This is a genomic window from Pseudomonas sp. DC1.2, from assembly GCF_034351645.1.
Taxonomy (GTDB): Bacteria; Pseudomonadota; Gammaproteobacteria; order Pseudomonadales; family Pseudomonadaceae; genus Aquipseudomonas.
This window is the reverse complement of sequence record NZ_CP133782.1, coordinates 5701792-5721787: the sequence shown is the minus strand read 5'-3', so window position 1 is coordinate 5721787 and position 19996 is coordinate 5701792. Positions and strand designations below refer to the sequence as shown.

General features: G+C 56.6%; 18 protein-coding genes and 1 pseudogene. 11 read left to right on the top strand and 8 right to left on the bottom strand.

Annotated elements, in window-relative coordinates; genetic code table 11:
• Positions 1–58 precede the first annotated feature (58 nt).
• Positions 59–373: a tetratricopeptide repeat protein gene (locus RHM68_RS26025; RefSeq protein WP_322219832.1), complete on the top strand. Its 315-nt coding sequence runs from the start codon at positions 59–61 to the stop codon at positions 371–373.
• On the opposite strand, the gene RHM68_RS26020 is transcribed toward RHM68_RS26025, so the two are convergent.
• From RHM68_RS26020 to tag, 3 genes are all read right to left on the bottom strand, one after another.
• Positions 374–613 (bottom strand): PilZ domain-containing protein, encoded by a 240-nt coding sequence (locus RHM68_RS26020; protein ID WP_322219831.1) that lies wholly within the window; start codon positions 611–613, stop codon positions 374–376.
• A gap of 71 nt (positions 614–684) precedes the next feature.
• Complete coding sequence (locus RHM68_RS26015; protein ID WP_322219830.1) at positions 685–1572, bottom strand: lysophospholipid acyltransferase; 888 nt, start codon at positions 1570–1572, stop codon at positions 685–687.
• A 40-nt stretch (positions 1573–1612) separates the two neighbouring features.
• Positions 1613–2170, bottom strand: coding sequence for a DNA-3-methyladenine glycosylase I (tag, locus tag RHM68_RS26010; protein WP_322219829.1), 558 nt, complete (start codon positions 2168–2170; stop codon positions 1613–1615).
• A gap of 81 nt (positions 2171–2251) precedes the next feature.
• Between tag and glyQ the strand changes: the two genes are divergently transcribed.
• From glyQ to RHM68_RS25990, 4 genes are all read left to right on the top strand, one after another.
• Positions 2252–3205: a glycine--tRNA ligase subunit alpha gene (gene glyQ, locus RHM68_RS26005; protein ID WP_322219828.1), complete on the top strand. Its 954-nt coding sequence runs from the start codon at positions 2252–2254 to the stop codon at positions 3203–3205.
• The gene (glyS, locus tag RHM68_RS26000; protein WP_322219827.1) at positions 3202–5256 is read left to right on the top strand and encodes a glycine--tRNA ligase subunit beta; all 2055 of its coding nucleotides are present in this window, start codon (positions 3202–3204) and stop codon (positions 5254–5256) included. The genes glyQ and glyS overlap by 4 nt, the downstream gene beginning before the upstream one ends.
• A 4-nt stretch (positions 5257–5260) precedes the next feature.
• Positions 5261–5800, top strand: a complete 540-nt coding sequence (gene gmhB / locus RHM68_RS25995) for a D-glycero-beta-D-manno-heptose 1,7-bisphosphate 7-phosphatase (RefSeq protein ID WP_322223953.1) — start codon at positions 5261–5263, stop codon at positions 5798–5800.
• An 82-nt stretch (positions 5801–5882) separates the two neighbouring features.
• A complete protein-coding gene (locus RHM68_RS25990) occupies positions 5883–6662 on the top strand; it encodes a lysophospholipid acyltransferase family protein (protein WP_322219826.1) in 780 nt (259 codons plus the stop codon).
• Positions 6663–6832: 170 nt separating this feature from the next.
• Here the strand turns inward: RHM68_RS25990 and RHM68_RS25985 are convergent, their stop codons facing one another.
• A complete protein-coding gene (locus RHM68_RS25985; protein WP_322219825.1) occupies positions 6833–8365 on the bottom strand; it encodes a sensor histidine kinase in 1533 nt (510 codons plus the stop codon).
• Positions 8366–8552: 187 nt separating this feature from the next.
• Here RHM68_RS25985 and RHM68_RS25980 point away from each other — a divergent pair, with 187 nt between their 5' ends.
• The 3 genes and pseudogenes from RHM68_RS25980 (at position 8553) to RHM68_RS26850 (ending at position 12282) form a co-directional block, all read left to right on the top strand.
• A complete protein-coding gene (locus RHM68_RS25980) occupies positions 8553–9272 on the top strand; it encodes a response regulator transcription factor (RefSeq protein ID WP_322219824.1) in 720 nt (239 codons plus the stop codon).
• A gap of 847 nt (positions 9273–10119) precedes the next feature.
• A pseudogene (locus RHM68_RS26855) lies at positions 10120–11382 on the top strand (HAMP domain-containing protein); the annotation flags it as partial.
• Positions 11377–12282: a methyl-accepting chemotaxis protein gene (locus RHM68_RS26850; RefSeq protein ID WP_416195256.1), complete on the top strand. Its 906-nt coding sequence runs from the start codon at positions 11377–11379 to the stop codon at positions 12280–12282. The pseudogene RHM68_RS26855 and the gene RHM68_RS26850, both read left to right, overlap by 6 nt.
• A gap of 147 nt (positions 12283–12429) precedes the next feature.
• On the opposite strand, the gene gyrB is transcribed toward RHM68_RS26850, so the two are convergent.
• The 4 genes from gyrB to dnaA are packed head-to-tail and all read right to left on the bottom strand — an operon-like array spanning position 12430 to position 18639.
• Positions 12430–14853 (bottom strand): DNA topoisomerase (ATP-hydrolyzing) subunit B, encoded by a 2424-nt coding sequence (gyrB, locus tag RHM68_RS25970; protein WP_322219822.1) that lies wholly within the window; start codon positions 14851–14853, stop codon positions 12430–12432.
• 5 nt (positions 14854–14858) lie between these two features.
• Entirely contained in the window at positions 14859–15962 is a 1104-nt protein-coding gene (recF, locus tag RHM68_RS25965; protein WP_322219821.1) for a DNA replication/repair protein RecF, read from the bottom strand.
• Positions 15963–15982: 20 nt separating this feature from the next.
• Positions 15983–17086, bottom strand: a complete 1104-nt coding sequence (gene dnaN, locus RHM68_RS25960) for a DNA polymerase III subunit beta (protein WP_101207253.1) — start codon at positions 17084–17086, stop codon at positions 15983–15985.
• 38 nt (positions 17087–17124) lie between these two features.
• The gene (gene dnaA, locus RHM68_RS25955) at positions 17125–18639 is read right to left on the bottom strand and encodes a chromosomal replication initiator protein DnaA (protein WP_322219820.1); all 1515 of its coding nucleotides are present in this window, start codon (positions 18637–18639) and stop codon (positions 17125–17127) included.
• Between the two features lie 566 nt (positions 18640–19205).
• Between dnaA and rpmH the strand changes: the two genes are divergently transcribed.
• The 3 genes from rpmH to yidD are packed head-to-tail and all read left to right on the top strand — an operon-like array spanning position 19206 to position 19996.
• Positions 19206–19340 (top strand): 50S ribosomal protein L34, encoded by a 135-nt coding sequence (gene rpmH / locus RHM68_RS25950; RefSeq protein WP_003213577.1) that lies wholly within the window; start codon positions 19206–19208, stop codon positions 19338–19340.
• 16 nt (positions 19341–19356) lie between these two features.
• Positions 19357–19758: a ribonuclease P protein component gene (rnpA, locus tag RHM68_RS25945; protein WP_027926203.1), complete on the top strand. Its 402-nt coding sequence runs from the start codon at positions 19357–19359 to the stop codon at positions 19756–19758.
• Positions 19751–19996, top strand: coding sequence for a membrane protein insertion efficiency factor YidD (yidD, locus tag RHM68_RS25940; protein ID WP_080761984.1), 246 nt, complete (start codon positions 19751–19753; stop codon positions 19994–19996). The genes rnpA and yidD overlap by 8 nt, the downstream gene beginning before the upstream one ends.

The window sequence follows — 19996 nt, the reverse complement described above, 5'->3', positions numbered from 1 at the left end:
AAGGTTGATCGTTCCTACGCTCGGCGTGGGAACGATCTTTACTACAGAGGTGCGAAAGATGATCGAATCCCTGGAAAAAATGCTCGCCAAGGGTGTGGATAACGCTTTGCTGCGCTTTGGTCTGGGCAAGGGGTATCTGGATCTTGGGGAAAACGTCAAAGCGGCCGAACATTTTCGGCGCTGCGTTGAGTTCGACCCGAAGTATTCGGCAGCCTGGAAGTTATTGGGCAAGGCGCATTTGGCGCTGGCCGACTTTGCGGCGGCGCGTCAGGCGTGGGAGCAAGGGCTGGAGGCCGCTCGCGCCCATGGCGACAAGCAGGCTGAGAAGGAAATGACGGTATTTCTGAAGAAGCTTGAGCGCCAGGCCCACTGATCAGAGGTAACGCAGGGCAATCCCCTCAGCGTCTACCTGCACCACTTCCATACGCACGCGCGGCGCGCCTGTGGGTAAGTCCTGCACCTGACCGTAGACCACCGCGCCTTTGGGCAACGCCGACAAGCTCGGGTGCTTGACGTAAACCCCCTTGCTCGAGAGGTAACGGGTTTGGCCAAGGCACTCGCCGAAGCTCTCGTGGCTGATCTTGATTCGAAACGATTTACGGTGTTCGGACATCTTCTGCGTCCTTGAATGAACAAGTGTGGATAATCAGAGCCCGAAGTTATCCACAGATCATGCCAACCGCCTCAATACCAGCGTTCTTCGCCGGGGGGCCGCTTCTTGAAGCGCTTCATGCTCCACATGTATTGGCTCGGATACGCCCGCACGTAACGCTCGACCACTTGGCTCATGGCCGCGCAAGACGTCTCGGTATCCGTGCTGTACATGCCGTCTGGCGCGGCTTCCAGAATCACTTTGTAGCCCGAACCGTCCGGCAGCCGCAGGGCATGCAGGAACACACCGACCGCTTTGCCGCCGGCCAGCATGTTCGGCACAAACTTGCTGGTCAGCGCCTGAGTGGCGAAGAAGGGCACGAAGATCCCGGCGGATTCGGCCGGTTCTGGGTCAGCCGGAATGCCCACTGCACCACCTTTGCGCACTTCCTTAATAACGCTGAGGATGCCTTCCTTGGTGGACGCGGCCACCCGGTTGCCTAATTGCACCCGCTGCTTGCGCAACAAATCATCCACCGCCTTGAGCTTGGGCGGACGGTAGAAAATGATCGGTTTGCACTGGCTGCAATAAAAGTGGTTGAGCACTTCCCAGTTACCCAGGTGGCTGGTGATACCGACCACGCCTTTGCCGGAGGCGAGGGCGTCCTTGAGCACGTCCAGGCCTTCGACTTCACGCACCAGATCAATAGAGCGCTGGGCTGGCCAGATCCAGGCGCAGGCGCTTTCGGTCAACGACTTGCCGATGTCTTTCAGGCTCTGGCCCACCAGCCGCTCGCGCTCGATCGGGTCCATGTCCGGGAAACACTTGGACAGGTTGATCCGCACCACATCGCGGGAACGGTTGGGGGTTTTCCACATGAACCAGCCAATCGCCGACCCCACGGCCTGAACAGCCCGCCACGGAAGCAGGGCAAACAACCGCAGAGCGCCTACCAGCAAGGCGCCTTTAAACTTTTCCACAGGTCACTCCTGATCTTGTGCTGTGCGCGAGGCGGCCATTCTAACCACCGTTCGCCAGCACTGCGTAACGATCACAATCGCGGGTGTGGTCCATGACCATGCCTGAGGCCTGCATCAGCGCGTAGCAAATGGTCGGGCCGACGAACGTAAAACCGGCCTTTTTCAGGCCTTTGCTCATCTCTACAGCGACGGGCGTTACCGCCGGCACTTCGCTACGATCCTTGAAATGATTGATCACTGGTTTGTCACCAACGAACGACCAGAGAAACGCCACTGGGTCTTCAAGCGCCAGCCAGGCCTGGGCGTTGCGTCGGGCGGCATTGAGTTTGAGGCGGTTGCGGATGATCCCAGGATCGAGCATCAACTCGTTGATTTCCGCGTCGCTCATCTGCGCGACGCGCTGCACGTCGAAGCCGAACAAGACCTCTCGGTAGCGCTCACGTTTACGCAAAACGGTAATCCAGGACAAACCCGCCTGGAACCCTTCGAGCAAAAGCAACTCGAACAAACCCTGCGCATCGCGTAGCGGCGCGCCCCACTCCTGATCGTGATAAGCCATGTACAGCGGATCTTCGGAACACCAAAAGCAGCGTGGCATAAGGCTCCAGGGGGCGTGCGCAGCAATGAATCGGGTATACTCCCGCTCTTTAAATCGCAGCCCAAGAAACAGGTGAATTTCGTGAGCCAGCCTACGCCAGCCGTGCGTACCTTCCAAGACTTGATCCTCGCCCTCCAGCAATACTGGGCCGAGCAAGGTTGCGTGGTACTTCAGCCCTACGATATGGAAGTAGGCGCCGGCACTTTCCACACAGCCACGTTTCTGCGCGCCATCGGCCCGGAAACCTGGAACGCCGCTTATGTGCAGCCCAGTCGTCGCCCGACTGACGGCCGCTACGGCGAAAACCCGAACCGTTTGCAGCACTACTACCAGTTCCAGGTCGTCCTGAAACCCAACCCGGACAACTTCCAGGAGCTGTACCTGGGCTCGCTCAAGCACGTGGGCCTCGACCCGTTGGTCCACGACATCCGTTTCGTTGAAGACAACTGGGAATCGCCGACATTGGGCGCTTGGGGCCTGGGCTGGGAAGTCTGGCTCAACGGCATGGAAGTGACTCAGTTCACCTACTTCCAGCAAGCGGGCGGCATTGAGTGCTACCCGGTGACCGGCGAGATCACTTACGGCCTGGAACGCCTGGCCATGTACCTGCAAGGCGTGGACTCGGTCTACGACCTGGTCTGGGCTGACGGTGCGTTCGGCAAAGTGACCTACGGCGACGTGTTCCATCAGAACGAAGTCGAGCAATCGACCTACAACTTCGAACACGCCAACGTCGAGAAGCTGTTCGAGCTGTTCGATTTCTATGAAAGCGAAGCCAAGCGCCTGATCGAACTCGACCAGCCGCTGCCGTTGCCAAGCTATGAAATGGTGTTGAAGGCGTCCCATACCTTCAACCTGCTGGATGCGCGCCGGGCGATCTCGGTGACTGCGCGTCAGCAATACATTCTGCGTGTGCGCACCCTGGCGCGTTCCGTTGCGCAAGCCTACCTGCTGGCTCGCGCCAAGCTGGGCTTCCCGATGGCGACCCCGGACCTGCGTGATGAAGTGTTGGCTAAGCTGGAGGCTGCACAATGAGTGCTCTGGATTTCCTGGTAGAACTGGGCACCGAAGAACTGCCACCCAAAGCCCTGAATACCCTGGCCGACGCGTTTCTGGCCGGTATCGATAAAGGCCTGCAAGCCGCTGGCCTGAGCTACGAAGCTAAAACCGTCTATGCCGCGCCGCGTCGCTTGGCAGTGCTGATCACCGCGCTGGCAACACACCAACCGGATCGCAGCATCAACCTCGACGGCCCGCCGCGCCAGGCCGCGTTCGATGCCGACGGCAACCCGACTCAAGCCGCCCTGGGCTTCGCCAAGAAGTGCGGCGTCGACCTGAGCGAAATCGATCAGAGCGGTCCGAAACTGCGTTACAGCCAGAGCATCGCCGGTAAACCTACGGCGAGCCTGCTGCCGACCATCGTTGAAGACTCACTGAACGACCTGCCGATCCCGAAGCGCATGCGCTGGGGTGCTCGCAAGGAAGAGTTCGTTCGCCCGACTCAGTGGCTGGTGATGCTGCTCGGCGACCAAGTCATCGATTGCACGATCCTCGCCCAGAAGGCTGGTCGTGATTCGCGTGGTCACCGCTTCCACCACCCGGAAAACGTGCGCATCACTGCGCCGGCTAACTACCTCAACGACCTGCGTGCCGCTTACGTACTGGCTGACTCGAACGAGCGTCGCGAGCTGATCAGCAAACGCACCGAAGAGTTGGCAACGATGCAGGAAGGGACGGCGATTGTGCCGCCAGCCTTGCTCGACGAAGTGACCGCGTTGGTTGAATGGCCAGTGCCGCTGGTGTGCTCCTTCGAGGAGCGTTTCCTCGATGTGCCACAAGAAGCCTTGATCACCACCATGCAGGACAACCAGAAATATTTCTGCCTGCTGGATGCCGAAGGCAAGTTGCTGCCACGGTTCATTACCGTGGCCAACATCGAAAGCAAAGACCCGCAGCAGATCATCTCCGGTAACGAGAAGGTGGTTCGCCCGCGCCTGACTGATGCCGAGTTCTTCTTCAAGCAAGACAAGAAGCAGAAACTCGAAGACTTCAATCTGCGCCTGCAAAACGTGGTGTTTCAGGAAAAACTCGGCAGCGTCTACGACAAGGCCGAACGCGTGTCTAAACTCGCCGCCTTCATCGCGCAACGCATTGGCGGCAACGCGGCATGGGCCTCGCGTGCCGGCCTGCTGTCCAAGTGCGACCTGGCGACCGAGATGGTCGGTGAGTTCCCGGAGATGCAAGGCGTCGCCGGTTACTACTACGCCCTCAACGACGGCGAACCGCAAGAAGTCGCGCTGGCGCTGAACGAGCAGTACATGCCGCGCGGTGCCGGTGCAGAACTGCCGACCACCCTGACCGGTGCGGCCGTGGCCATCGCGGACAAACTCGACACGCTGGTCGGCATTTTCGGCATCGGCATGCTGCCCACCGGTAGCAAAGACCCCTATGCCCTGCGCCGTGCAGCGCTGGGCGTGTTGCGGATCCTGATCGACAAGAAGCTCGACCTCGACCTGAACGATGCCGTGGCTTTCGCCGTCACCGCGTTCGGCACCCGGATCAAGGCGGCGGGCCTTAACGATGCGGTACTGGAGTTCATCTTCGACCGTTTGCGTGCCCGTTACGAAGACGAAGGCGTGGATGTGGCGACTTACCTGTCGGTGCGAGCCCTGAAACCGGGTTCGGCGCTGGACTTCGATCAGCGTGTACAAGCGGTGCAAGCGTTCCGCAAACTGCCGCAAGCCGCAGCCTTGGCCGCCGTGAACAAGCGCGTGTCGAACCTGCTGAGCAAGGTCGAAGGCTCTGTGCCAACGGTCGTTGAAGCCAAGTATTTCGACAACGCCAACGAGTTCTCCCTGTATTCGGCGATCCAGCAGGCGGACCAAGCGGTGCAGCCGATGGCCGCAGCGCGTCAGTACAGCGAATCGTTGGCACGTCTGGCAGCCTTGCGTGAGCCGGTGGATGCATTCTTCGAAGCCGTCATGGTCAACGCTGAAGACCCGAAGGTACGCGCCAATCGCTATGCGCTGCTGGCACGTCTGCGCGGGCTGTTCCTCGGCGTCGCCGACATTTCGCTGCTGGGTTGAGGGGCTGCTGTTGAAACTGCTGATTCTCGATCGGGACGGGGTGATCAATCACGACTCCGACGCTTACATCAAGTCGGTGGAGGAGTGGATTCCACTCCCCGGTTCAATCGCAGCCATCGCGCAGTTGAGCAAGGCCGGCTGGACCGTAGCAGTCGCTACCAACCAGTCGGGCATCGCTCGCGGCTATTACGACATCGCCACCCTCGATGCCATGCACGAGCGCTTACGCTCGCTAGTGGCCGAGCAGGGCGGTGAAGTCGGGCTGATCGTCTATTGCCCACACGGGCCTGACGAAGGCTGCGATTGCCGCAAGCCAAAACCCGGGATGTTGAAAACCATCGCCGCGCATTACAACGTGTCGCTGACTAATTTATGGTTCGTCGGCGACAGTCTCGGTGACCTGGAAGCCGCCAAAGCCGTCGATTCTCAGCCAGTTTTGGTAAAGACCGGGAAAGGCGAAAAGACTCAGGGCAAGACCCTGCCGGTGGGCACCTTGATTTTTGACGATCTGGCGGCGATTGCCGCAGAACTTATCCACAATTAGAGCGCTTCTGATATTCCTGAGCAGGGATTGATCCGGGGTGCGCTTGAATAGGCGGGCAGAGCCCGCAACGGTAAATATCGCCATGTCGATACTGCAGGCCATCAGAACTTTTCTCTTTTACCTGCTGCTGGGCACCAGCTCTTTGCTGTGGTGCAGTCTGAGCTTTTTTGTCGCGCCGTTTCTGCCGTTCAAGGCCCGTTATCGTTTTATCAACGTGTACTGGTGCCGTTGCGCGTTGTGGCTAAGCAAAGTCTTTCTGGGCATCCGCTACGAAGTGAAAGGGGCCGAGAACGTGCCTGACCAGCCCTGCGTGATTCAGTCGAACCACCAGAGCACTTGGGAAACGTTCTTTCTCTCGGCCTACTTCGAGCCCTTGAGCCAGGTGCTCAAGCGCTCACTGCTGTTTGTGCCGTTCTTTGGCTGGGCCATGGCCATGTTGCGACCGATCGCCATCGATCGTGATAACCCGAAGGCTGCGCTCAAGCATGTAGCGAAGAAAGGCGATGAGTTGCTGAAGGATGGCGTCTGGGTGTTGATCTTCCCGGAGGGCACTCGCGTTCCCTTCGGCACCGTCGGCAAATTCTCTCGCGGCGGTACGGCGTTGGCCGTCAACGCCGAGCTACCGGTGCTGCCGATTGCACACAATGCCGGCAAGTTTTGGCCAAAAACCGGTTGGGCGAAGAAGCAGGGCGTGATCACCGTGATCATCGGCGAACCGATGTACGCCGAGGGCAGCGGGCCGCGGGCCATTGCGGCGCTGAACGATCGGGTCCAGGCCTGGAACGAGCAGATGCAGCGAGACATGGGTTCGCTGCCACCGACCGCTCAAGCGCCGGCTGCAACGGATCCGATGGCTGTCTGAGAATTTGTGGATAACCTGTGTACCGTTTTTTTGAAAATCGCCGTATTTACTTCATAAGCTAATGATTTATATGCATATTTCTTAAGCTCATAAAACGTCGAAAAAGGTGCATAAGTTTTTTATGACGCAAAAAAACCGGCTGATATAGCCGGTTTTTTTAGGCCCGGCAATCAGTCATCCAACAGCGGGAATTGAAGGGTGAAGCAGGTGCCTTTCCCGACCGTGCTCTGGCATGCGATGCGCCCGCCATGGCGATCGACCACCGCCTTGACCATCGACAGCCCCAAGCCCACGCCGTCGATGCCTTGAGCGGAGGTAAACCGTCGGTACTGACTGAACAGCTCAGGCAACTCATCGGCGGCGATGCCTTTGCCCTGATCGATAAGCTCGCACGTTAACCAGCCGTCGCTGCAACGGACGTTCAGGCTGATGCGAGTACCGGAATCGCTGTACTTGATGGCATTTTCCAACAGATTGAACAACGCTCGGGTCAGCAACCCCTGATCCGCCATGATCAAACACTCCTGAGCATCGTCGTGGAGAGGGCGGACCAGCTCGATCTGCTTCAATTGCGCAACGCTGTAGGCTTGGTCAAACACATCCAGCACCAACATCGCGAACAGGCTTGGCTGGAACTCATAGGCCTCGGACTCGGCCCTGGCCAATTGCACGAAGCCGTCTGTCAGGTCCAACGCCCTGCGTACCTGACGTTCGATCTGATCGAACAGTGGCGTGTCGCAACCCTGTTGTTGTCGATGCACATCGAGCAAGGCGAGGATCGCCGAATGCGGTGCCCGCAAGTCATGGGACAAAAAGCGCAATAGCACGCCACGTTGTTCCTCGGCATCGCGCTCCACACTCAGGTCGGTCAGGCTCAGCAACCAGCCGATCGGCGTGCCCCCATCCACGGGTAGCAATGCCGCACGCTCGAGACGCAAGCTGCGCCCCTGAATGTCTCTGAACTCCAGCAACTCCAGCGTCGATAAGAGCGAGCGCGAGCCATTGGGCAGTTCCGGATAACCCAATCGGGCCAGTTGCTCGACGACGTCATCCCCCACCAAGTCGCCACCGAAGAGGTCTCGGGCGTTGCGGTTACCGAGCAAAATCCGGCCTTTCGGATCGCTGATCAACGTGGCCACGGGCAAATATTCCAGGCCGTCAGCGATAAAGCGCCGGGTGTCACGTGTGCGGCTCATGGCTTGCTCCAGGGCGATGATTTGCCCCTGCAAATGGTCGCCGGAGGGGGACTGCACACGGCGGCGTTCAGGAAATACTTTCGGCTCGCTGTCCAGGCGCGCCAACTCCCAGCCGAAGTACGTCAGCACCACACTCAGCCGGCGCCAGTTCCAGATCAGGTAACCGAACAGCATGCCCAACAGGCTAGCCGCCGGCGACCACCACCAACGCAGCTCTGCCAAAAAGGCACTTATCACTAGCGCGCAGCTCATGCCGCCCAGCGTCAGCCAAAGCGCGAGGCGAGGGCGCAGTAACAGCGAACCGAGTACGCATGCGACCAGGCTGACCGATAGCAGCGCGCCCAAAGCTCCCGAACCTTCGAGTTCTCTGGACTGAGCACCGAACGAGAGCAGGCCCGTGAGCGGTAGCAGGAGCAGACTTATCCACAGCCATTCCCGGACCAATCGCCGAAACAGCCGCTGAACCTGGGTCGGCTCGCGGCTCTCACCACGGCGCGGGCTCACCATGGGCAAGACTGATTGAGCAGGGCAGAAGGGGTCAAGGTCATGAGTCACAGGTCAGAAGGGAAGATTAAACCTGAAGAATCATAGCGGACCACGACCAACGGAGGGCCGCTTACTTTCACTTCAGCAGTTGAGCCGGTATTGTCTGCTCCCGAGCTGACCACGACCCAGAGTCAAGGAATTACCGCGCATGCGTGTCGCGATACTGGACGATGAACCCGCAGAACTGCGCTGGGTGGAACAAACCCTGCGCCAGATGGCCGAACCGGGCGAACACCCCTGGTCATTGCACAGCTTCGAACGTGCAGAAGACTTGTTGCGCCAGCTGCGCCGGGAAACGTTCGACCTGCTGATCCTCGATTGGCAGCTGCCAGACCTCAGTGGTCTGTCGTTGCTGCGCTGGACCCGCGAACACATGGACGCGCCGCCCGCCGCCATCATGCTCACCAGCCGCGATGCCGAAAGCGATGTCGTCAAGGCATTGAATGCCGGGGCCGACGACTATGTCAGCAAACCGTTCCGCCCCAATGAACTGAAAGCCCGCGTCGCTGCGGTATTGCGCAGGCATAGCCAACAACGCGCGACCGCTGCCGACGTGCTCAACTTCAATGATCTAGCGTTTGACGATGCCGAGCTGACCGTCACTCGCGCTGGCACGCCCATCGGCATGACCGAACGCGAATATCGCCTGGCACGTTGTTTGTTCACCAACCTGGGCCGGCCGCTGTCACGGGAATATCTTTATGGCCGCTTCTGGAGCCATGAAGAGATGGTCTCTTCACGACCGCTCGACACTCATATCTATCGCCTGCGCAATAAACTGGGGCTGACGGCTGATCGTGGTTGGCAGTTGCTGACCATTTACGGGTACGGGTATCGGCTGGAGGGGGTGGGGGCCACCACCGAATAAACCAGAACCGACAGACCGCCCACGCGAAGCCGCTTGGCGTCACTCGTACTTCAGCGTGAAGGTTGCTGTGGCATTAGCCTGGCCCGCGCTGATCTTGCTGGATTTTTCGTGATTTAAAGATGGGGTCGTTTCACGTCAGCACGTGGGTCAATTCAGCATTGGCGCTGACACACAACACTTCCTGAAACTTAGAAAAGATACCGCTATATTAATTAGCGCTGGCTTTTATAAAATTCAAGTACGACCAAAGTAGTAGCCTTATTAAAGATAAATCGATTTCATTAGCGAGCTGTGTAATTTTATTTTTTATTATATTGATCTGCATCAAGCCTAGACTCCCCGAAAAGGAGCTTATCTATAAGATAGATCTCACATTTTCTTAACTATCGAAAAACATGAGCTGATTTAACAGCACCCGCTCTTTTGAATTTAATTAATGTGCAGAATTAAGCTTGGCCGGGTTGATGGCGCCAATTAATAGTCGCGGACGGCTAACGGGCCAGAACCCATTTAACGTTCTACCGTTCAAATCTAATACGAATCAATTGTATGGAGTTAAAGTTTTTAAGGTTAGGGCGAGTTACTCGCTGCGCCCTTTTATGCTGAAGACCAACGTCTAATCCCAACCTCGGTGGGGCAGCTCATAGAAGGAACACTTCGACCTCGCCAAACACCGCATTTATTGCGCCCAATAGCTGTATCGCTGTGTATGTGTTCACGTCCTTTGGCGTTAACCATAAATGAGCGTAAGCAGCAGAAGAGTTGATCATGGTTCACCGCATCCTGTAAGAACATCAAATGCTGCCGTCCTTAACGTAGGCAAAAAACATAGCGGGCAGGGGATATTATGAAATTGAGGTCGTTGCAGGCACGCATTTGTGTCACCGCAGGTATTTGCTTATTTGTTTCATCGGCCAGCCTAGTTATTTACGGGCTGTTTAGCGCTCGGGCAAATGAGCAATATGTTGCTACTGAGGTCTCGGCACTCGTTGAAAAATCAACGATCCGCGAAATTCAAAACTTGGCAGAGTCCCGGGCGAACGCCATTCAGACTAAATTGCAAAATGCCCTGGATGCAGCTCGCACCATGGCCAATGCCTTTGCCGCCAGCAAGACTTCGCAAAGCCCGCTAGCGTTGGGACGTGAACAGATTAATACCGTATTGCTTAGCGTCCTGAAGGATAACCCCGACTTCAACGGTACGTATTCGTGTTGGGAGCCAGAAGCGTTAGATGGAAAAGATCTGTCGTTCCGCAACGTACCGGATGGCAGTAACCCGTTAACCGGGCGCTTCACGCCTTACTGGACCCGCAACTCCAACGGCAACGTCGCGGTGCAGCCATTGGTGGAGTATGACTCCGCTGATCGTCATCCCAACGGCGTACTCAAAGGCGGCTGGTACAGCGGCCCGCGATCAACCCTGAAGGAAAGCGTGCTGGACCCTATTCCGTATGTGGTACAGGGCAAAAATGTCTGGCTGACAACCTTGTCAGTTCCCATCGTTGCAGATGGCAAGTTTTATGGAGTGGTCGGGGCAGACTTCGATATCGACTTCATTCAGAAACTCAGCGAGCAAATGTCCGCAGATCTTTATGGCGGCAAGGGCTCGGTGACAATTATGAGTAACCAGGGATTGGTGGTAGCTGACAGTCAGCGCACTGACCTGATTGGTCAGTCCATCAAGACGTTATTACCCGATACATGGGAAAAAATACTCAGCGAAATCCAGGGCGGGCGCGGCGATAGCCAACTCAACCAAAGCACTCAAAACATTGAAGTGCTGATGCCGATTCAGCTCGGGCGAACGGGTAAACCCTGGGCTGTGTTAATTCGCCTGCCCAAGGCAGTCGTCATGAGCCAAGCCATTGCCTTAGAGCATGAATTGCAGATGCGCAGTATCAGCAACAGTATCTGGCAGGTGTCGGTGGGGCTGGTCATTTCGCTGTTGGCCTTGGCAGCCCTCTGGGTTGCGGCGGCGAAAATCGTTGGGCCCATTCGTGAGGCTGCAGCCTTGGCAGCAAACATCAGTTTAGGGGACTTCTCTCGCCGTCTGGTTCAGCAATCAGAGGATGAAGTAGGGCACCTGTCGCTCGCGTTGAACGAGATGTCAGAAAGCTTGCAACGCCAGGTTAGGGTGGCCGAGCGTATTTCCGAAGGTGATCTGGATCTGGATGTCAGGTTGTCTTCACCGCACGATACGTTGGGTAAGTCACTGGAGAAGATGGTCAACAACCTCAACAACCTCATTTCCGAGGTGCAGGTCAGTGCCACACATATCACTGGCAGTTCCGAGCAAGTGACCGATTTGAGTCAATCGCTATCAGACGGCGCATCGAATTCCGCCTCGTCTATTACTGAAATCAGTGCTGTTATGACGCAGATGGCCGCGCAAACTACCGATAACGCGGCCAACGCTAAAAAAGCGGATGAGCAATCCCAGGCGTCAAGGGCTGACGCTGGCGAAAGCGACAAGCTAATGAGCGAGCTTATTGCCGCCATGGCCGAAATCGACGAGTCCGGTAAAGACATTACTGCGATTATCACCACCATCGATAACATTGCCGCACAAACCAATTTGTTGGCACTCAACGCAGCCATCGAAGCTGCCAGGGCCGGCGATCTTGGACGTGGGTTCGCGGTAGTAGCGGACGAGGTACGTAGCTTGGCAGCACGAAGCGCTGAGGCTGCCCAGCAGACAGCAGCGCTGATCGCAGACTCGTCGACCAAGACGCAACGCGGCATGATCATCGCGGGCCGAACTGCAGAATCGCTCAAAAATATCGTCAGCGGAACCAGCGCGGTGTCCAGTCTGGTTTCTCTGATTTACCAGGCTTCCAGCGAACAGGCCTCAGGCTTGCAACAGGCCAGTATCGGTCTTGAGCAGATCGATGAAGTGACGCAGCAAAACCAATCCAACTCGCAAAATTGCGCGGTGGCGGCTAAAGATCTTTCGGCCCGGGCGTCGCTGATGCAACGCGAGTTAAGCCGCTTCAAAGTAAAAAAAGCTTAGACGGCGCCCTGGGTAGCGGATGTCAAAACACTCAAAAAAAAGGCCAGCGCAATGCGCTGGCCTTCTGTCTGCTACGGCCCACTGTTAAGGGTGGGCCGACTCATCTAACTGTGAAAATGCGCAACTATTGCCTGAGCCGACACCGGATCAGAAGTCCAGATTGGACACCGCCAAAGCATTGCTTTCGATGAATTCACGGCGAGGTTCGACCGCATCACCCATCAGGGTGTTGAAGATCTGGTCTGCGCCAATGGCGTCTTCGATGGTCACTTTAAGCATCCGGCGCTGGCTTGGGTCCATGGTGGTCTCCCACAGCTGATCCGGGTTCATTTCACCCAGACCTTTGTAGCGCTGGATGGTGTGACGCTTGGTGCTTTCAGCCATCAGCCATTCAAGGGCTTCCTTGAACTCGGTGACCGGCTTCTTACGCTCGCCACGCTGGATGTACGCGCCGTCGTCCAGCAGGGTGCTCAGTTGAGCGCCCAGGGAAACAACGGTTTTGTAATCGTTGCTGCCGAAGAAGTCGCGGTTGAAGGTGATGTAGTTCGACAGGCCGTGAGAGATCAGCTCGACCTCCGGCAGCCAGACGTTACGTTCACGATCTTCGCGCAGGCTCGCCTTGTAAACCAGGCCCGACTTCTCAACGGTACGCAGGCGAACTTCAAACCTGGCCATCCAATCCTGCATGGCTGCGTGATCGGACAACTGCTCCATGCTCACCGCAGGCAGGTAGATGAAGTGCTCCGTCAACTCCTGTGGGTACAGGCGCGACAGACGCTTGAGGGTCTTCATTACCAGACGGAAGTCATTCACCAGACGCTCAAGAGCCGGTCCGGAAATACCCGGTGCCTCGTCGTTCAAGTGCAGGCTTGCATCCTCAAGAGCCGACTGCGTCATGTACTCTTCCATGGCGTCGTCATCTTTGATGTATTGCTCTTGCTTGCCTTTCTTGACCTTGTACAGCGGTGGCTGGGCGATGTAGATGTAACCGCGCTCGATCAGCTCCGGCAACTGACGGAAGAAGAAGGTCAGCAGCAGGGTGCGGATGTGCGAACCGTCAACGTCAGCGTCCGTCATGATGATGATGTTGTGGTAACGCAGCTTCGCGATGTTGTACTCGTCGCGGCCAATGCCACAGCCGAGCGCAGTGATCAAAGTGCCCACTTCTTGCGAAGAGATCATCTTGTCAAAGCGCGCCTTCTCGACGTTGAGGATCTTGCCCTTCAACGGCAGGATGGCTTGGGTCCTACGATTGCGTCCCTGCTTGGCGGAGCCGCCAGCAGAGTCACCTTCCACAAGGTACAGCTCGGACAACGCAGGGTCTTTTTCCTGGCAGTCAGCCAATTTGCCTGGTAGACCGGCGATATCGAGTGCGCCTTTGCGGCGGGTCATCTCGCGGGCTTTACGCGCTGCTTCACGCGCACGTGCTGCGTCGATCATTTTGCCGACGACCAACTTGGCTTCGTTCGGATTTTCCAGCAGGAAGTCGGAGAAGTACTTGCCCATTTCCTGTTCGACCGCGGTCTTCACTTCGGAAGAAACCAGCTTGTCTTTAGTCTGGGAGCTGAACTTCGGATCCGGCACTTTCACCGAGATAATCGCGGTCAGGCCTTCACGCGCATCGTCACCGGTGGTGGCAACTTTATGCTTCTTCGCCAGGCCTTCCGCTTCGATGTAGGTGTTCAGGTTACGCGTCAGTGCGGAACGGAAACCCACCAAGTGAGTACCGCCATCGCGCTGTGGAATGTTGTTGGTGAAGCACAACAGGTTCTCGTTGAAGCTGTCGTTCCACTGCAAAGCGATTTCTACACCAATGCCGTCTTCACGCTGAACGTTGAAGTGGAACACTTGGTTGACCGGGGTCTTGTTAGTGTTCAGGTATTCAACGAACGCGCGTAAGCCGCCTTCGTACTTGAACAGCTCTTCCTTGCCGCTGCGCTCGTCCTTGAGGACGATACCGACACCGGAGTTGAGGAAGGACAGTTCACGAATCCGCTTGGCCAGGATGTCCCAACTGAAGTGGATGTTCTTGAAGGTCAGATCGGACGGTTTGAAGTGAATCTGCGTCCCGGTGGATTCGCTCTCGCCAACGATTTTCATCGGCTCTTGCGGCACGCCGTGGATGTAGGTCTGTTCCCAAATCTTGCCGCTGCGGCGAACGGTCAGGATCAACTCTTCAGACAGCGCGTTCACAACCGAAACACCTACACCGTGCAGACCGCCGGAGACTTTGTAGGAGTTGTCATCGAACTTACCGCCGGCGTGCAGCACGGTCATGATGACCTCGGCTGCCGAAACGCCTTCTTCTTTGTGTACATCTACCGGGATGCCACGACCGTTGTCGCGAACGGTGATGGATTCATCCGGGTGGATAATGATGCTGATGTCATCGCAGTGGCCGGCGAGCGCTTCATCGATGGAGTTGTCGACTACCTCGAAGACCATGTGGTGCAGACCGCTACCATCGTCGGTGTCACCAATGTACATACCGGGACGTTTGCGTACGGCATCCAGGCCTTTCAGCACTTTAATGCTCGTTGAGTCGTAGGTATTCGTATTTTCTTCGCTCAATGCCTTCACTCCCGATGGTCGTGGGTCTGGGTGATACGGCCCTGTTCCACGTGGAACAGAGCGACTGGCGTTTCCGTCTGCCAGCCTTCCCTCAATAATTCGTGATCTACACAGGTGATAAACACCTGGCAGCGTAAGTCTTCCAGCAAACGGCAAAGCGCACGGCGGTGTTGCTCGTCTAGTTCGGACGGCAGGTCATCCACCAGATAAATACACTGGCCGCGTCGGGCCTGGCTAACCAAGTGACCCTGAGCAATTCGCAATGCACAGACCACCAACTTCTGCTGACCCCGGGACAAGATGTCCGCGGCGTTGTGTGCGCCCAATCTAAGACGCAAATCAGCCCGTTGTGGTCCGGCTTGGGTATGGCCCATTTGCTGATCCCGCTGAAGGGAACCGGCGAGTACAGCACTCAACTCGCGGTCTTTGTCCCACCCTCGGTAGTAGCTGAGCGTTAAGCCCTCGAGTTCAACCAGTTCGCTCAAGGTCTGCTCAAAGACTGGTTTCAAGGCTTTGATGTAAGCGCGGCGGTATTCATCAATTTCTGCGCTGGCCTGGCACAGTTCCCTGTCCCAAACCGCTTGCGAAACGGCGTCAAGTGTACCATGCCGCAGCCAAGAGTTTCTCTGACGCAGGGCCTTCTGCAACCGCTGCCAAGTGGACATGAAGCGCGGTTCCACGTGGAACACACCCCAATCAAGAAACTGACGGCGGATCTTCGGCGCACCTTCAAGCAGACGAAAGCTGTCCGGATTGATTAATTGAAGTGGCAGAATCTCAGCCAACTGCGCAGCACTACGGGCGTTTTGCCCGTCGATACGAATCTGAAACTCACCTTGACGGTCCCGCGAGATGCCCAAAGCGCTGTGCGCACCGGCTGCCAACTCAACCTGGCCAAATACTGTGCATGCCAATTGCTCGTACTGAATCACCGGTAATAGACGGGTGCTACGAAACGAACGGGCAAGCCCCAGCAGGTGAATGGCTTCCAGAACACTGGTTTTGCCGCTGCCGTTGGCGCCGTAAAGAATGTTGATTCTGGGAGAGGGGGAGAAGGTCACCGGGTGCAAATTACGCACCGCGGTGACTGACACGCGACTTAAGGACATCTAGCTTGCGCTAAGCATGATTACAGACGCATCGGCATAACGACGTAGGCCGAGTCATCGTTGTCCGATTCCTGCACCAGCGCGCTGCTGTTGGAATCGGACAGGATCAGGCGAACCTGCTCGGTGGTCATCACGCCCAATACGTCGAGCAGGTAGCTAACGTTAAATCCGATTTCCAGATTGCCGCCGTTGTACTCGACACCAACTTCTTCTTCCGCTTCTTCCTGCTCAGGGTTGTTCGCCTGGATCTTCAACTGACCATTGGCCAGTTGCAAACGAATACCACGGTACTTCTCGTTGGACAGAATCGCGGTACGGCTAAATGCTTCACGCAACGCTTGGCGGTCGCCGAGCACCAGCTTGTCGCCACCTTTAGGCAGAACACGCTCGTAGTCCGGGAATTTGCCGTCTACCAGTTTCGAGGTGAAGGTAAATTCGCCAGTGGTCGCACGGATGTGGTGCTGACCCAGGACGATGCTGACCTGGCCGTCCGGCTCGGTCAGCAGACGCGCCAGCTCAAGGATACCCTTGCGCGGCACGATAACTTGATGACGATCCGGTTGCCCGATATCGGCTTTCATCGAGCACATGGCCAGACGGTGACCGTCGGTGGCTACAGCGCGGATGATGCCTTCGGAAACTTCCAGCAGCATGCCGTTCAGGTAGTAACGGACGTCCTGTTGGGCCATGGCGAAGCTGGTGCGTTCGATAAGACGACGCAGTTTGCTTTGCTCCAGGCTGCAAGTCAGCGAACCCGGACCTTCTTCCACCGTTGGAAAATCATTGGCCGGTAACGTCGACAACGTGAAGCGGCTACGACCTGCCTTCACTACCAGCTTTTGCTCATCGACCTTAATGTCGATCAGCGCATCGTTCGGCAGGCTCTTGCAGATATCCATCAGCTTGCGCGCTGGCACAGTGATAGAGCCTGGATCAGCTGGCTCTTCAAGTTGCACACGACCGACCAGTTCGACTTCCAGGTCGGTACCGGTCAGCGACAACTGCTGGCCTTCGACAACCAACAGCACGTTGGAGAGCACCGGCAAGGTCTGTCGGCGCTCGACGACGCCGGCGACCAGTTGCAGGGGTTTCAACAGGGCTTCGCGTTGAATGGTGAAATGCATGGTCTAGTCCCTTGCCTTAATAGCTGCGCTGGATTTCATCAAGTGGTCAGTGTACGCAGCAGGTTCTTGTAGTCCTCGCGGATGTCCGCGTCGGATTCCTTAAGTTCGTTGATCTTGCGGCAGGCGTGCAAAACAGTGGTGTGGTCGCGGCCGCCAAACACATCACCAATTTCCGGCAGGCTGTGGTTGGTCAACTCTTTGGACAGCGCCATGGCGACCTGACGCGGACGTGCGACCGAGCGTGAACGACGCTTGGACAGCAAGTCAGATATCTTGATCTTGTAATACTCAGCGACAGTCCGCTGAATGTTATCCACAGAGACCAGCTTGTCTTGCAACGCCAACAAGTCTTTCAGGGATTCACGAATCAACTCGATGGTGATATCGCGGCCCATGAAGTGCGAGTGGGCAATGACGCGTTTAAGCGCACCTTCCAGCTCACGGACGTTGGAGCGAATACGCTGGGCAATGAAGAACGCGGCATCGTGGGGCAGATCGACCTTGGCCTGATCGGCCTTCTTCATCAGGATCGCCACACGTGTTTCCAGCTCCGGAGGCTCGACTGCGACTGTCAGCCCCCAACCAAAGCGGGACTTGAGGCGTTCTTCAAGGCCTTCGATTTCTTTGGGATAGCGGTCACTGGTAAGAATGACCTGCTGACCACCCTCAAGCAAAGCGTTGAATGTGTGGAAAAACTCTTCCTGAGAACGTTCCTTGCGCGCGAAGAACTGAATGTCATCGATGAGCAGCGCATCCACCGAACGGTAGAAGCGCTTGAACTCATTGATCGCGTTCAGTTGCAGCGCCTTGACCATATCAGCCACAAAACGCTCGGAATGCAGGTACACAACCTTGGCATTCGGGTTCTTCTTTAATAGGTGGTTACCCACTGCGTGCATCAAGTGGGTTTTACCCAAGCCAACGCCGCCATAAAGGAAGAGCGGGTTGTAGCCGTGCTTCGGGTTATCCGCCACTTGCCAAGCCGCAGCCCTGGCCAGCTGGTTGGACTTACCCTCGACGAAGTTCTCGAAGGTGAACGTGCGGTTCAGGTAACTGGTGTGCTTGAGCGCGCCTTCAACCTGCACCGTGCGCTGTTCGGCGCGGACCGGGGCCTGTTGCGAACTGGCGCCCGCCATCGGGTCGAAGCTGTCGCGAGAAGGCTCCTCACTGACGTGAGCAACTTTTTGCGTCGCGCGTTTGGTTGTTGTGACTGCCGGGGCTGAGGCGTTGGCTGGAATGGCTGCGGCCTGAGCCTGGGACGCGGCAGCCGCCAACGGAGCATTAGGCGCTGCTCGCGGTGCCGAACTGCGTTTGCTGCCTATTAATAGAGAAAGCGCAGGCGCAGTGCCATTGCCGTGCTCATCCAGCAGTTCAAGGACACGGCCCAGGTATTTTTCGTTGACCCAGTCGAGAACAAAACGATTCGGTGCGTAAACACGCAGCTCGTCGCCGTCGGCTTCGACCTGTAGTGGACGGATCCAAGTGTTGAATTGTTGGGCAGGCAGCTCATCGCGCAAAAGCTCTACGCACTGCTGCCAAAGTTCCACTGACACGGATATCCCCTAAGTTGAAAGCCGGTGAGGCAAAAACAAGCGGCCATTGTAGCGACCAGACGCCCACTTATCCACATGCAGGTTGCGCACAGACCATGAATTATCAAGGCGTTAAGCATCAAAAAGGCGACCAGTGGTATGTGTATAAGCTCTGTGGATAACCGCCCCTGAGGGCACTGGACAAGTAGGGACAAAACTCGGTGGATAACCAGCCTGTGGATAACTAGCTGTTCCATGCACAGCTTATCCGACAGCACAGCACAGGCTTACCACCGTTTTCCACTGTAGTTGTCATCCTCTGTACACATTGATCTATATGCCCTAGAGGTGGTTATCCACAGATAACCATGGCCCTAGTTTTTATAAGCTTTACAGAAAAGCTTTAAATAATTCCTTCTTTATATCTATATCTAGCCAAGGTCTGTCAGATGAGAAAACGTCTGGATATCTATTTATAAGGAAACGCTGGTTGGAAATTGACCTAGAGGCTTGCTTTCTCTAGAATCCCCGGTCTCTTAAAACGGGGGCCATTCCGGCCCGTTGTGGACGAACCAGGTAACACGACAATGAAACGTACTTTCCAACCAAGCACTATCAAACGCGCTCGTACTCACGGTTTCCGTGCTCGCATGGCTACCAAGAACGGTCGTGCCGTCCTGTCGCGTCGTCGCGCCAAAGGTCGTGCGCGTCTGGCAGTTTGATAATCCGGCACTGGAGGTGAGTCAGGACTTCAGTCGGGAAAAGCGTTTGCTTACCCCCCGGCATTTCAAGGCAGTCTTTGACTCCCCTACCGGCAAGGTTCCGGGGAAAAATCTCCTGCTCCTTGCGCGCAACAACGATCTCGATCACCCCCGTCTCGGGCTGGTTATCGGGAAAAAGAGCGTAAAGCTCTCAGTCGAGCGCAATCGCCTCAAACGTCTGATGCGCGAATCGTTTCGCCTGCACCAGGATTCACTGGTGGGATGGGACATCGTTATCGTCGCGCGCAAAGGTTTGGGCGACGTAGAAAACCCCGAATTGATTCAGCATTTCGGCAAACTCTGGAAACGTCTGGCACGCAGCACGCCGGTACCAGCAGTCAAAACCGAAACTGTAGGGGTAGACAGTCCAGATGCGTAAACTGGCACTCGTTCCGATCCAGTTTTATCGCTATGCCATCAGTCCTTTGATGGCCAGCCACTGTCGTTTCTACCCCAGTTGTTCCTGCTACGCGTATGAAGCCATAGAAAATCATGGCCTTCTGCGCGGTGGCTGGCTGGCCTTTCGTCGTTTAGGTCGCTGTCATCCGTGGAATCCCGGTGGTTATGACCCGGTTCCACCTATCCCTACCTCCCGTTCTTCTTCGATGGCCGAGTAA

Excerpts from the sequence above, each read along its gene's own strand:
- RHM68_RS26025 (WP_322219832.1), top strand. The coding sequence starts at position 59 with ATGATCGAATCCCTGGAAAAAATGCTCGCCAAGGGTGTGGATAACGCT.
- RHM68_RS26020 (WP_322219831.1), bottom strand. The coding sequence starts at position 613 with ATGTCCGAACACCGTAAATCGTTTCGAATCAAGATCAGCCACGAGAGC.
- tag (WP_322219829.1), bottom strand. The coding sequence starts at position 2,170 with ATGCCACGCTGCTTTTGGTGTTCCGAAGATCCGCTGTACATGGCTTAT.
- glyS (WP_322219827.1), top strand. The coding sequence starts at position 3,202 with ATGAGTGCTCTGGATTTCCTGGTAGAACTGGGCACCGAAGAACTGCCA.
- RHM68_RS25990 (WP_322219826.1), top strand. The coding sequence starts at position 5,883 with ATGTCGATACTGCAGGCCATCAGAACTTTTCTCTTTTACCTGCTGCTG.
- RHM68_RS25985 (WP_322219825.1), bottom strand. The coding sequence starts at position 8,365 with ATGGTGAGCCCGCGCCGTGGTGAGAGCCGCGAGCCGACCCAGGTTCAG.
- RHM68_RS25980 (WP_322219824.1), top strand. The coding sequence starts at position 8,553 with ATGCGTGTCGCGATACTGGACGATGAACCCGCAGAACTGCGCTGGGTG.
- RHM68_RS26850 (WP_416195256.1), top strand. The coding sequence starts at position 11,377 with ATGTCAGAAAGCTTGCAACGCCAGGTTAGGGTGGCCGAGCGTATTTCC.
- recF (WP_322219821.1), bottom strand. The coding sequence starts at position 15,962 with ATGTCCTTAAGTCGCGTGTCAGTCACCGCGGTGCGTAATTTGCACCCG.
- dnaN (WP_101207253.1), bottom strand. The coding sequence starts at position 17,086 with ATGCATTTCACCATTCAACGCGAAGCCCTGTTGAAACCCCTGCAACTG.
- rpmH (WP_003213577.1), top strand. The coding sequence starts at position 19,206 with ATGAAACGTACTTTCCAACCAAGCACTATCAAACGCGCTCGTACTCAC.
- yidD (WP_080761984.1), top strand. The coding sequence starts at position 19,751 with ATGCGTAAACTGGCACTCGTTCCGATCCAGTTTTATCGCTATGCCATC.